The following is a 12,769-nucleotide window of genomic DNA, read 5'->3' as shown; positions in this document are numbered from 1 at the left end:
TGAATGACAGTTGTCATTATTTTCACAACCATGATTAGTAACTTTCAATTTGGCCCAAAAAAAATTAAAGATGTCGTTCGGCGATTTGTTTTGCCTGCTTAACGCCCGCTGCGTCGAGTGCTTTCATCGGCTTGCGGCAATAGCCGGCATCTACCCCTTGAACTTTTAAGATTTCTTTAATTGTTGGATAAAGTCCATTATCCAGAATAGCAGCGATCAGGTCATTGGTAACTTTTTGAAGTTCACGTGCCTCCCCAATCTGACCGTTTTGCGCTAGTTCAAAGATTTGCTTGGCGCGTCGGCCGTTTACGTTAAATGTGCTGCCGATTGCACCGTCAACGTTTAATACACTTGCTGACAAGAGCATTTCATCAAAGCCGGAATAAATTAATTTATCCGGATAGGCATGTCTGATGCGCTCAAGCAGGAAGAAATCAGGTGCTGTAAATTTCACTCCAATCACTTTTTCATTTTCAAACAATTCGCCGAACTGCTCGAGGTTCATGTTGACACCTGTCAGTGCCGGAATCGAATAAATAATCAAATCGTTATCAACACTATCCAGAATCGTATTGTAATAATCTTTTATTTCGTCAAAGTCAAACTTATAGTAAAACGGTGTCACAGCCGAAATGGCATTATAGCCGAGGTTCGTGGCGTATTGCGCAAGTTCCACCGCTTCATCAAGGTTAAGCGCGCCTACTTGTGCGATCAGCTTGACGTCGTCGCCTGCTTCATTTTTCACTACATCGAAAATCTGCTTCTTTTGTTCTTTGGAAATGAGGAAGTTTTCCCCGGTACTTCCATTCACATAAAGGCCATCAACTTGCTGGACATCAATGTTATACCTGACAATCTCCCGCAAGCCTTTTTCATTCACATTGCCCTTTTCATCAAATGAACACATGAGTGCTGTATATAAGCCTTTCATTTTATCACCTTTCCCTTTTTGGATTTGTCATCAAATTCGCGTAAAGCCTGGCTGAATTTTTCCGTTATCACTTGCGGGCGCGTAATCGCGCTGCCGACAACGACGGCGTGCGCGCCCATTTGCAGCGCGTTTTTCACTTTTTCCGGCGAATCAAAATTCCCTTCTGCAATCACCGGAACGGACAAATGGTCGAGTAAGTCGCTCAATAGATTCATAGGAACGGCGCCTTCTGAATAGTCCGTATACCCTGCCAATGTTGGGGCGACGATATCAACGCCTGCTTTTTCTGCGTTAATCGCTTCGTCAAGTGTGGAAATATCTGCCATAAACAGCTGATCCGAATAATTTTCTTTGATATCCGAAAAGAATGCTTGAAAATCTTTGCCATCCGGCCGCATCTGTTTCGTGGCGTCAAATGCTATAATGTCCACCCCTTCCCGGTACAGCGCATCAACTTCTTCAATTGTTGGCGTGATATAAACCCCGCTATTGTCAAAGTCTTTTTTTATAATGCCAATAATCGGAAGGTCCACTTCTTGTTTTATTGCCTGAATGTCCTGTACCGTATTGGCCCGGATCCCGGAAGCCCCGCCTTGTTTTGCCGCTAACGCCATCTTTGACATGATGAACGAACTATGCAGCGGCTCATCTTCCAGCGCCTGACACGACACAATTAATTTCTTGCTGAGTTTTTCCAATATGTCCATAAAAAGTCCCCTTACTTATTTCTGCCACTTTATTAAAACGATTTCATTGATAGCAATGTATCAGATTTGACTACTTACTGTCAACATAAATTTTATTTTGACAATTAATGGTCATTATGTGGGAGAGGCTTGATTGCTGTGAGGTGGGATAAGATGCATGAAGGGCAAGGGGTGTAAAAGGGGAGCTGGGCTGAAACAAAAAACCCGACTTTGCCGTACGTGGTGAAGCATGTGCTGCACCGATTGGGGGGTGTTTGCGGACCGTTTCCGAAGTCATTGTCGCACGATTTTTCGGTGTTCCCGCACGGTTCGGAGTGGTTGTCGCACGATTTCGGGAACTTCTCGCACGGTTCCGATGTGTTCTCGCACGGTTTGGCGATGACCCCGCACGATTTCGAGGCGTTCTCGCACGGTTTGGCGATGACCCCGCACGATTTCGAGGCGTTCTCGCACGGTTTGGCGATGACCTCGCACGGTTTCGAGGCGTTCTCGCACGGTTTGGGGTTGCTGTTGCACGTTTTGATGGTCATCCCGCACGTTTCTGAGTTGATCTCGCACGGTTCGGGTGCGTTCTCGCACGGTTCAGAAGCGCTCTCGCACGATCCGGTGCTGAGCACGCACGGTCCAGAAGCGCTCTCGCACGATTTGGCACTGATCCCGCACGGCTCCGAAGCGTCCTCGCACTGCCCCGCCGCCCCCTGCGCGAAACAGCACTCCTCCCACATCCAAAATAGGCAGCTTCATGCCAACCGTTCAGCGCAAACGAAAGCCGGGGTGTGCACCACCCCGGCTTTCAATTTACTTCACTGTATTTACGGCTTCTTTCACTTCCAACCGTCTTTTATGCAAAATCGGCTCGGTGTAGCCGCTCGGTTGTTCGCGTCCTTTAAAGACGAGGTCGCATGCTGCCTGGAATGCAATCGAGCTGTCATAGTCGGGCGCCATTGGACGGTATGCGGCATCGCCGGCATTTTGCCTGTCAACGACTTTAGCCATCCGCTTCAGCGTTTCCATCATCTGCTCCTCGGTGCAGATGCCATGGTAAAGCCAGTTGGTGAGCATTTGACTGGAGATGCGCAATGTCGCACGATCTTCCATCAACGCCACATCATTAATATCAGGCACTTTTGAGCAGCCGACACCCTGTTCGACCCAGCGGACAACATAACCGAGAAGGGTCTGCGAGCTGTTGTCCAGTTCTTCCTGAATTTCGTCTGCGGACCAATTTGTCTGCTGCGCTACCGGAATCTGCAAAATATCGTCCTGATAGTTTTGCAGGCTGTTCTCGATTTCCGCTTGTATTTCTTTCACATCAACCTGATGATAATGCAATGCGTGCAGCGTCGCGGCCGTCGGTGACGGCACCCACGCGGTATTGCCGCCTGCTTTCAAGTGACCAATTTTTTGCTCGAGCATGTCAGCCATCAAGTCCGGCATCGCCCACATGCCTTTGCCGATTTGTGCTTTGCCTTTCAAACCGGTACTGAGGCCTGTTGCCACATTATTTTTCTCGTAACCGTTCAGCCAAGCCGATGCTTTCATATCACCTTTTCGAATCATCGGACCCGCTTCCATTGATGTATGAATCTCATCACCGGTACGGTCAAGGAAACCGGTATTAATGAACACAACACGCTCGCGCACTTCGTTAATGCAATTTTTCAAATTCAGTGTGGTTCGGCGTTCTTCATCCATCAAACCGATTTTCAGCGTGTTTCGCGCCATGTCGAGCATGTCTTCAACACGGCTGAACAATTCATTGGCAAACGCTGCTTCTCTAGACCCGTGCATTTTCGGCTTTACGATATAGACCGAGCCGGTTTGCGAGTTTTGATATTTGCCATTCCCAAGCAGGCTGTGCTTCGCCATCAAACTGGTGAATATACCATCCATAATGCCCTCAAACACTTCATCCCCGTTTTCATCGAGGATGGCATTGTTGGTCATCAGGTGCCCGACATTGCGCACAAACATAAGCACACGGCCGTTCCGACTGATTTCCTCACCATTCGGTCCGGTATATATCCGGTCAGGGTTCAATTCACGTGTTACCGTTTTTCCATTTTTGCTGAACGACGCGGTTAAATCACCCCGGCTCAAGCCGAGCCAATTGCGGTAAATGTGCGTTTTGTCTTCCGCGTCAACGGCAGCCACCGAGTCCTCACAGTCCATAATGCTCGTTGTTGCCGACTCCATGAAAACGTCTTTGACACCGGCGGGATCAGTCTTGCCGATCGGATGATCCGGGTCAATTTGAATTTCGACGTGCAAACCGTTGTTCACGAGCAAGACCGCTTCAGGCGTATCAGCTGCCCCCTGATAGCCTGCAAACTGGGACGCATCTTTCAACCCGATAGTGCTGCCGTTCTTCAAGGTCACCTGAAGTTTTCCCGATTGAACCGCATAACGTGTCACGTCTTTGTGAGAGGCGGATTCAAGCGGCAGATTGTCATCAAGAAAGTCTTTGGCAAATGCGATAACTTTATCACCACGCACCGGGTTATACTGTGCCGTCTTCGCAGCACCGTTTTCTTCGCTGATCACGTCGGTGCCGTAAAGCGCATCATACAGCGAACCCCAGCGCGCATTGGCGGCATTCAAAGCATAGCGCGCATTATCAATCGGTACAACCAATTGCGGTCCGGCCTGTTTGGTAATGACCTCATCGACATTTTCGGTAGTAATATTAACGTCTGCCACGTCAGGCTCCAAATAGCCGATATCTTTCAGAAACGCCTTGTATTGATCAGGTTCAAACGTATTTTCCTTGTGCCACTTATCGATCTGTTTTTGCATCGCTTCACGCGTTTCTAACAACGCTTTATTTTTCGGCGTTAAATCAGCGACAAGCTGTTCAACATCTTCCCAAAATTTATCCTGATTCAGCCCTGTTCCCGGCAGCGCCTCTGAATTGACAAAGTCATAGAGTTCCTTGGCGACGTGCAAGTTTCCTGATTTGATATAATCTGTCATCGTTGAATCCTCCCCTTTGTTCTTTTCTCTATTATAATGGCGCCTGCGCTAAAACTAAAATACATGTTTTGCATAAACACTATTCCTTTTAGCTATACCTTGATGTATGATTGGACTTAACAACACATTGAGGGGCGTGGGTTCGCATGGATATCAGGCAATTGGCGTGTTTTGCCGAAGTCGCACGAGAACTGAATGTGACACGCGCAGCACAAACGCTGCATATTTCACAGCCTTCATTGAGCAAAACGATTAAAAATCTGGAAGCCGAAGTCGGTGCTGCACTTTTTGATCGGGGAGCTTACCAGCTTGAACTGACCGATGCGGGAGAAGCTTTTTTGAATAATGCCAAAAAAGTGCTCGACTCATTTGATAACCTGACATCAGAGCTTGAGGATGTGATCGATTTAAAGAAAGGCGAAATCAAAATCGGCATCCCTCCCATTATCGGTGCTGCTTTTTTTGCTGCTTTAATCAGCCGCTACAAAGAAGCCTACCCGTCTATTGATCTGCTGCTAACCGAAGTCGGCAGCAATACAATCAGAGAAGGTATCAGTGAGGGTGACCTCGACATCGGACTTATCTGCAATCTGCCGGCTAAACGGGATAATTTGGAAACGATTTCGCTCTTGAAAGACCCGCTCATGCTGATGGTGCATAAAGATAATCCGCTCTCTGAAAAAGACGAGATTGATTTTTCGAGGCTCGAAAATGAGCCGCTCATTTTATACCGGCACGACTTTTCACTCCATGACCGGATTATGGAAGCGTGTGCCTATTACGGATTCGATCCAAAAGTCGTCTGTGAAAGCTCGCAGAAAGACTTTATGATCGAAATGACGGGTGCCAAGCTCGGAAGTACACTTTTGCCAAGCCGGATTTGCAAGCAAATTGAGAATGATAAACTCGTGGCCATTCCATTCACACAGCCCGTTGTTAACCTCGAATTGACGATGATCTGGAATAAAGAAAAATATATGCCATACGCCGTAGAAGAATTTATTAACATGGCGGAAACGTTTAAGGCATAAAGCGTTCGCATGGATATGTAGATTTATCAATTTTGGTCGGCGTTTGAAATACACCCCCCCTAAATTTATTAGGGCCACACGTGAAACGAACCCGGGCTATTCGAATCATATTAATTTAAGCCTAGTCATTAAGAACGAATTATGCTTTCCTTCCGTTTAAACGATCGTTTTCCCGGTAAAATTGACAGTAAATTATCAGGAAAGGGGTTTTTGAATGAAACGCTGGATATTCCTGCTGATGCTGTTAACGGTCATCGTTGTTCTAACAGCTTGTGGAGGGAGTGGAAATAATGATTCGGACCAGCAAAACAATACGGAGGAAACTAGCAGCCAGCAGGAAGAAAGCAGTGGAGAACCTGTAACGGTTGATTTAATGAACGGAGATGATGAATCAGTTGCCACGGCCGAATTGCAGCAGACCTCAAATGGCGTCAACATTACGTTTGAAGGGACAAACATTCCAAAAGGCACACACGGTTTCCATATACATGAAAATGGCCAGTGTGAAGCACCGGACTTTAAATCGGCAGGCGGGCATTTCAACCCCGATGATAGCGACCATGGATTTGATACCGAAAAAGGGCCGCACGCAGGTGACTTGCCAAATATCACAGTTGGCGAAGATGGAACGGTAAGAATGTCTTATCTGGCAAAAAACGTCACACTGGAAAGCGGCCAGGACAACTCACTGCTTGGCGATGGCGGTACAGCTCTGGTCATCCATGAAGGCAAAGATGACGGCGAATCACAGCCATCAGGTGATGCCGGTGATCGCTTTGCATGCGGCACAATCAGCGAATAAAACGAAGAAGGGGTCAGACCCCTTCTCCGTTTTATTTATCCTAACTCGATTTCCTCAACTGTTCGTTCAACGATTCGTGCTTCTTTGATCGAAACGACGTCACCGCCTGTGGATGTGAAGGCGTTCTGGGCAATAATTTCGTCCATCGCCGATTTAATAGCTTGCGGATCAGCTGGTTCAATCGGCTCCTCCAGCGAATATGTCACGGTTTTGCCGTCTTCGTTTAAGAATTTCAACTCAAGCTTCCTCATTTCGTCACCCCCTCCCCCTGTCACGTGTACGAGCAACGCACCAAATTTAAGCCGCCGGAACGTGCGTGAAGCTCATCTTTAACAAGCAAGCTCACACGTGCCACCGCTCGCTTACACGGCTGTGATTTCGGATTCATCATTACGCTCCACAGTTATAAGTGGGCGCTCCTGCAGTCCCGTCACCGCTGTTGCGATCGCATAAAGCTGGTCAGCAGTCGCTGACGTTTTTACATTATTGAATCCTTTTGACTTAAAAAGCTGCTTACCGGACGTCTCATCAATGCCATCATCCAGAACCAAACGCATCCGTGAACCAACCATCTGTTGTTCAGCCATGTCTGTCACCTCCCTTCACCTCTATAATCGAAGGGAAAGGCGGGACGGGGGTAAATATTTTTAGAAAACTTTCTTACGACTGGGTCCTATCGTTTAATCAGAAGGGGTTGTTCGGAAATGGCAAATTGATGCTAAAGAAATAACCGGGGGACATCGATCACGTCCCCTTGTCCCCCGCTCTTGTCCCACTCACTCGGGGGACAGCGATGCCGTCCCCTTGTCCCGGGGGAGGTGAATCATGTTGCCGAGTGTGTTGAGGGTGGTTTCGTTATAATGTGTGGCCATGCCGCGATCGGGGGTGAAGGTCATTTCGCCCAGGACTGGCTGGCCGTCTGCATCGTAAAAGTCGATGCGGACAAAGAGAAAAGGGGTTGCGAGTTTTTCAGCGTAATACAGCATGTCTTTGAAAGATTTTGGCGGTGTGACGTTGTCGGGCTCTGCAGTCGCTGATCCTTTTTCAAAATCGATTGGGTTCCAGTCCAGGTCAAAAAAGAAACGCTTAACTTCAGTTGCCCGGTCGAGTGCCACCAGCACCAGCCTCGGCGTCCCATGAAAGCAAAAAATTTTATAATCAATGGGAAGCGCGCCGTCTTCTGTCTCGATAAATTTTTCACATATGATGCGTGGGGTCATTTTGGAGTAATGCAGTTCGGCACGTTCCAGACCATAGTCGATTTGCAGCCAGTGATTCAGTTTTGCTGCTGCAGCTTTCTTATCCAGCTGTTGTTTATCCGGACACACAATATTAAACCCGCACCCGCTGGTCACCTTCAATACAAACTTTTGCGGAAGAGCAGCCCAATCAATTTCTGACGCATTTGCATAAACACCATATAAATCATTTAAAATAACCTCGCATCCTGCCTCTTTGGCATAATGACGCAGCTCGTACTTATCACCGCAAGTTACAACGAGTGGATGCTGCCAGTACAGTTTCAGCCACTGAATCTTTTCGTTAAAATTAGTTGGATTCCGTAAATTAAGCGGTTTTTTCGTGGCCCTTTTGTAGAGAAATTTCGTTGCTAAATATGGTGAAATCTGAATGAACCGTGGGATAAACTGTGAATAGGCCCGGCTGAAAAGTGCATTGTTCTTAAGCTGTGTTTTGATCTGTACCATTTAGTTAACCTCTTTTCTTCTTGCAATTCGCAGTGTCATTACAATCAAGCCGATACTCAAAAGAGCCGCTGCAGCACTGAATGAAGCAATTGCCGCCACATCATCAGCAAACAGCGCGTACCCGCTCAGCATAGCGCCTGTCCGTATGATGACTGTTACAACCGAATATTTCAGAAAAAATCCTTGCGCCTTGAGTACCGGCAACGCATTAATTGCCGGCTGATTGATGAATATAAAAAAAATCCAAAGTGACATCCAACGCGCATATTCACCGGCAACTCCCCAATCAGCACCAAACACAAAGCTGAAGAGCCATGGCCCCAACACGATCATGATGCCGAATGGAATAACGCCAATTGCGGCAAGTCCAAGCGTGGCTTTTCCGATTAAGCGTGCAACATTTTCATTGTTGCGTTTTGCCTCGGTAACGCGTGGATAAAACACATCACCGGCTGATTTGCCGATTAATTGGATGGGAAGACTTAAAACTGTCCGTCCTAAGCTGTAAAATCCCGCCGACGCAGGTCCAAAAAAACTGGATAACAGCAAGACAGGTATATTTTGCGACACACCATTCAGTAAAACCTGCGGCGCGCGGTATGATGGGAAGTCTCTGAAACGCTGGGCAAGATCACGATAAGCTGACAGCTCATCATCTTGATCGCTGCGGAATTTCCTCTTTAATAACACCATCAAAAGTGCTTTTACGCCATTTCCCATAGCAGTCAACACAATAAGCACAGCCGGAATGGGGTAAAAAACCCCAATACCGGCTTTCCCGCCCTGCACGACTAAAGCCTGCAGAAATGCGGCTTTAGCGGAAACCGCGAACTGATGTGTACGGACAAGCCACTGTTCCTGCGTTTGCAAAAATGCTGAAAATAGGATAACGAGCGGGATGAGCAGTAAAAATGGTTCGATGGCTTCAATGCGGAACAGCTGCACGATCAGCTCATCAAATACGACAATGACCATGGTGGAGAATAGCGACAAACCAACCGCAATATAGATTCCCAACTGCATTAACCTCTTGGCATCCATGTCCCGCTCCGGGAGCACGATCGCAAGTGGATATGTGAGAGCAGCGACTGGTGCAACCGTTTGAATAATTGCCATGAAAACGCCCATCAAACCATAGGCTTCAGGCCCATAAAGCCTCGTGATGATTGGTGTTAAAGCCAATGCCACTGCCTGTGCTGCAGCAGTTCCGGAAGCCATGATGAATACATTTCGCACAAACGGACGGTTTACGAGTGTCATGATTTTTTGTTTCATCTGTAATTCCTTTTATTTATTAATATAATAGGGACGCTCGCGCCTGCGTTTTCTAAGGATAACCATCGTTTTTTCAACAAAACGGACCGGGTTTAAGAGTTTTGCTTCTAAAATGCGGACCCTATGATACTTAAGCTTTAAAAAAACGGAAATTGGTTTTTTCCACCCTATATCAACTGCTTTTATCAGCAATGGTCGGCCGCTCAGGCCAAGTAGTTTAAAATCCGCTTTGGAAAGTCGTTTTCTTAAGAATTGGTATTGTCGAATAAACACATTCAGTCTTACATCAAATACTGTGTCATTTATCGTCATCGTCAGGCTCCCTTTATTCGTGGTAGCGCAGTATATGACCTCTTCTGATATGTCATATGCGTTTAAATACCAGCCGGCTTTTGTGGCGAACATAACGTCATTTGCTGCAATAACGTCATCAAAATCGATAGAATACTTATTTACGAACGCCCGCCGCATTAATTTTGACCAGGGCACAATGAATTTATATCTTAGCGAAAGCTCGCTTTTTTTTGAATTGACTGTGCTGCCTGCATCACTGATCAGTTTTGCAAAAGGGATATGCCGGCTTGAAACTTCACCTGTATCAGCTATAATGCTCGTTGGCCTGAAGTAAACGACATCCACTTCTGACTCGAAATAACGCTGAACCGTTTCATAAAAACCATTTATAAAATAATCATCCGCGTCTGCAAATAAAAGCCATTTTCCTTTCGCATTTTTTAAGCCGATGTTGCGACAGGTCCCAGCCCCTTTTTTTCCTGACGAATTATGATAAAGCTCAAAGTTTTTGGTTTGGTGGAGTTTCATCAATTTCTCCTGGTGGCTTAGATCACTTTGATCATCTATTACAATGGTCTGTATGTCAGCCGACACCGGAATTGTATCAAGCAGTTCGCTTAAAGACGCCGTGTCATTAAAATGCGGAATAATAATTGTGAGCTGCAGCATGACAACTGGCTCCTTTTAATTTTATCCATAGTATTAGCAATAAATGCCGGTTATAAAACACCATTGTTTTTTAAGTGAGGAGTGGTACAATCGCGAATCAACAAATTTTGTTTTAGCTGAAACATCTCACTGTAACGTTTCGTCTAACAGTCGACATCCGATTGCAACCCGTTTCTAATCGAATTGTCATAAAAAACTAATTTACTTAACTCCCGATTCATAGTAAAATTAAGATTGGTCTATTATTAACTGAATGTAAATTTTTGAATAAATGTTTATTAAGTTTTTACTGGAGAGGACTATTCATATGAGTCAAGAAACAAGAAAATCAATACGAAAAAGGAAGAAACGCAGACTGCGAAAAAGAGCGTTTTTTATATTAATCCCGATGTTTTTAGTGGTGGTCGCTTTGTCATACGGCACTTATTTATATGTCAAAGCTGATTCCGTGTTCTCTGAATCCTACGAAGAAGACAGCCAGGCGAAATCCGACCTTCGTGAGGAAAAAGTTGATCCGACTGAAGACAATGTATCGGTTTTAATTGCCGGGGTTGATTCCAGCGATGTCCGCAATAATTCGGATAATGCGCGGACCGACACACTCATGCTCGCAACGCTGAACAAGAAAGACCACAGCGTCAAAATGCTGAGCATTCCGCGCGATTCGCTTGTTTATATACCCGAAGTCGGATACGAAGATAAAATTAACCATGCCCACGCCTATGGCGGAATGGATGCAACCCGCGAAACGGTTGAAAATTTGCTGGATATCCCTGTCGATTATTATGTAAAACTAAACTTTGAGGCGTTTATTGACGTGGTTAATGCAGTGAACGGCATCACCGTTGATGTTCCTTATGAGCTATCTGAACAAAACTCAAAGGATGAGGAAGGTGCCATCCATCTTATGCCGGGTGAACAGACGCTGAATGGCGAAGAAGCTTTAGCACTTGCCCGCACACGAAAACTTGACAACGACATTGAACGCGGCAAACGGCAGCAGGATATTATTAAAGCCGTTGTCGACAAGGCGATGTCGATGAGCTCTATCTTAAAATACGATAATATTATCGATGCGGTCGGCACCAACATGACAACGAACATGAAGTTTGGAGAAATGCGGAGCTTTGTTTCATACGGGACAAAGGGAAAGAATCTCGATTTTGAAACATTTACCCTTGAAGGAAGCAATTATATGCCGGCAGGAACGTATTACTGGCAAATTGATCAGACCGCGCTTGCCGAAACACAGCAAGTCCTGAAAAATCATCTTGATCTCAGTACGTCCGCCACCGCATCTGACAGTGATGGTACAACCACGACAAGCGAAGACCCTGAAAGTGAGAGTTCAGATTCATATTAAAAAATTGCCGACCTCAATTGAGGCCGGCAATTTTTTTATGTGCTTTTTCGAAATATAATTCTAAACATAAATTCGAATACCTTTAATATCCGCTTAAAGCGGGTCGGTTGCTTTAACAGGCGGTACAGCCATTCCAGGTTTAATTTGATCCATATGTCCGGCGCCCGTTTAAAGGTGCCGGCAAGTCCGTCAAGGCTGCCCCCTACCCCCATAAAAAGGCCTTTGGAAAATTTGTCAATATGCCGTGATATCCACAACTCCTGCCGCGGCAGCCCCAGCGCTACGAACACAAGGTCTGCTTTCGACCGTTCAATCTCTGAAGTGATCGTTTCGTCATCGATATCAAAGTATCCATGGTGCCTGCCGGCTATATGAATGGCCGGGAATTGTTTTTTCACTTCAGCAACAGCTTTTTCATTCACTTCTTCCTTAGCGCCGAGAAAATAGCAGCTCAGCTTATGCTCATTTGCATACTGAAGCAAATCAAGCATTAAATCATACCCTGCAATCCGTTCTTTTAATGGCAGTTTCAAATATTTTGCCGCCATTAGAACGCCTACACCATCGGGGGTGACGTAATCGGCTGACTGGACACTTTTTTTATAGCGTGGGTCTTCCCGCGTCTGCATGACAATTTCCGGATTAGCCGTAACTATAAAGCTTTTTTTCTCAGCTTCCAAGCGTGGCGCAATATGATTTTGCAACAGTTCCTTTTGTGTTGTATTGACAAAATCGATATCCATTATCGTTATCGTGTCGTTCATGATTTGCAACCTTTCTATTAGGCTGTTTTCAAATAAATTGTCATTATCTTCTGCGTACAAGATGTAAAGTGCGAACTTGTGAAAATTTCATTAGCCTCCCTGGCGACGCAGCTGGAATATACTCGCTTTCCGTGGGCTCACCACGAGCCTCCTCGTGAGCAAAAACCGCTCACTGCGGGGTCTCTTAGGCTCGCTGTCCCACAGGAGTCTCGCATATTCCAGCTGCTGGTGTGAGTGTATAAATATCATCACTG

General features: G+C 46.0%; 13 protein-coding genes. 4 read left to right on the top strand and 9 right to left on the bottom strand.

What is annotated here, in order from left to right; all coding sequences use genetic code 11:
* Positions 1-64 precede the first annotated feature (64 nt).
* Together BMZ22_RS11915 and BMZ22_RS11910 are read right to left on the bottom strand one after the other, a co-directional pair.
* Positions 65-931, bottom strand: coding sequence for an N-acetylneuraminate lyase (locus BMZ22_RS11915; protein ID WP_090085837.1), 867 nt, complete (start codon positions 929-931; stop codon positions 65-67).
* Complete coding sequence (locus BMZ22_RS11910) at positions 928-1,638, bottom strand: N-acetylmannosamine-6-phosphate 2-epimerase (protein WP_090085835.1); 711 nt, start codon at positions 1,636-1,638, stop codon at positions 928-930. The genes BMZ22_RS11915 and BMZ22_RS11910 overlap by 4 nt, the downstream gene beginning before the upstream one ends.
* 254 nt (positions 1,639-1,892) lie before the next feature.
* Here BMZ22_RS11910 and BMZ22_RS11905 point away from each other — a divergent pair, with 254 nt between their 5' ends.
* Complete coding sequence (locus BMZ22_RS11905) at positions 1,893-2,183, top strand: hypothetical protein (protein ID WP_090085833.1); 291 nt, start codon at positions 1,893-1,895, stop codon at positions 2,181-2,183.
* A 253-nt stretch (positions 2,184-2,436) separates the two neighbouring features.
* Here BMZ22_RS11905 and BMZ22_RS11900 read toward each other — a convergent pair whose 3' ends face one another.
* A complete protein-coding gene (locus tag BMZ22_RS11900) occupies positions 2,437-4,611 on the bottom strand; it encodes a malate synthase G (RefSeq protein WP_090085832.1) in 2,175 nt (724 codons plus the stop codon).
* A 146-nt stretch (positions 4,612-4,757) separates the two neighbouring features.
* On the opposite strand from BMZ22_RS11900, the gene BMZ22_RS11895 reads away from it, so the two are divergent.
* Positions 4,758-5,642, top strand: coding sequence for a LysR family transcriptional regulator (locus BMZ22_RS11895; RefSeq protein ID WP_090085830.1), 885 nt, complete (start codon positions 4,758-4,760; stop codon positions 5,640-5,642).
* Positions 5,643-5,856: 214 nt separating this feature from the next.
* Positions 5,857-6,444 (top strand): superoxide dismutase family protein, encoded by a 588-nt coding sequence (locus BMZ22_RS11890; RefSeq protein WP_090085828.1) that lies wholly within the window; start codon positions 5,857-5,859, stop codon positions 6,442-6,444.
* Positions 6,445-6,479: 35 nt separating this feature from the next.
* Here the strand turns inward: BMZ22_RS11890 and BMZ22_RS11885 are convergent, their stop codons facing one another.
* The 5 genes from BMZ22_RS11885 to BMZ22_RS11865 all read right to left on the bottom strand — a co-directional run bounded on the left by BMZ22_RS11885 (position 6,480) and on the right by BMZ22_RS11865 (position 10,388).
* A complete protein-coding gene (locus BMZ22_RS11885) occupies positions 6,480-6,695 on the bottom strand; it encodes a DUF2922 domain-containing protein (protein ID WP_090085826.1) in 216 nt (71 codons plus the stop codon).
* A 111-nt stretch (positions 6,696-6,806) separates the two neighbouring features.
* The gene (locus BMZ22_RS11880) at positions 6,807-7,031 is read right to left on the bottom strand and encodes a DUF1659 domain-containing protein (RefSeq protein WP_090085823.1); all 225 of its coding nucleotides are present in this window, start codon (positions 7,029-7,031) and stop codon (positions 6,807-6,809) included.
* A 189-nt stretch (positions 7,032-7,220) separates the two neighbouring features.
* Entirely contained in the window at positions 7,221-8,150 is a 930-nt protein-coding gene (locus BMZ22_RS11875; RefSeq protein ID WP_090085820.1) for an ATP-grasp fold amidoligase family protein, read from the bottom strand.
* A complete protein-coding gene (locus BMZ22_RS11870) occupies positions 8,151-9,425 on the bottom strand; it encodes a lipopolysaccharide biosynthesis protein (RefSeq protein WP_090085817.1) in 1,275 nt (424 codons plus the stop codon).
* Positions 9,426-9,437: 12 nt separating this feature from the next.
* Positions 9,438-10,388 (bottom strand): glycosyltransferase family A protein, encoded by a 951-nt coding sequence (locus BMZ22_RS11865; RefSeq protein ID WP_090085813.1) that lies wholly within the window; start codon positions 10,386-10,388, stop codon positions 9,438-9,440.
* Between the two features lie 307 nt (positions 10,389-10,695).
* Between BMZ22_RS11865 and BMZ22_RS11860 the strand changes: the two genes are divergently transcribed.
* Positions 10,696-11,751, top strand: coding sequence for an LCP family protein (locus BMZ22_RS11860; RefSeq protein WP_090085811.1), 1,056 nt, complete (start codon positions 10,696-10,698; stop codon positions 11,749-11,751).
* A gap of 35 nt (positions 11,752-11,786) precedes the next feature.
* On the opposite strand, the gene BMZ22_RS11855 is transcribed toward BMZ22_RS11860, so the two are convergent.
* Positions 11,787-12,515 carry a WecB/TagA/CpsF family glycosyltransferase gene (locus tag BMZ22_RS11855; protein ID WP_177183434.1) on the bottom strand — a complete coding sequence of 243 codons (729 nt, stop codon included), beginning with the start codon at positions 12,513-12,515 and terminating at the stop codon, positions 11,787-11,789.
* Between the last annotated feature and the right edge of the window lie 254 nt (positions 12,516-12,769).

The organism is Lentibacillus persicus, from assembly GCF_900112705.1.
In the GTDB taxonomy this organism is placed as follows: domain Bacteria; phylum Bacillota; class Bacilli; order Bacillales; family Amphibacillaceae; genus Lentibacillus; species Lentibacillus persicus.
This window is presented reverse-complemented; position numbering and strand designations above follow the sequence as displayed.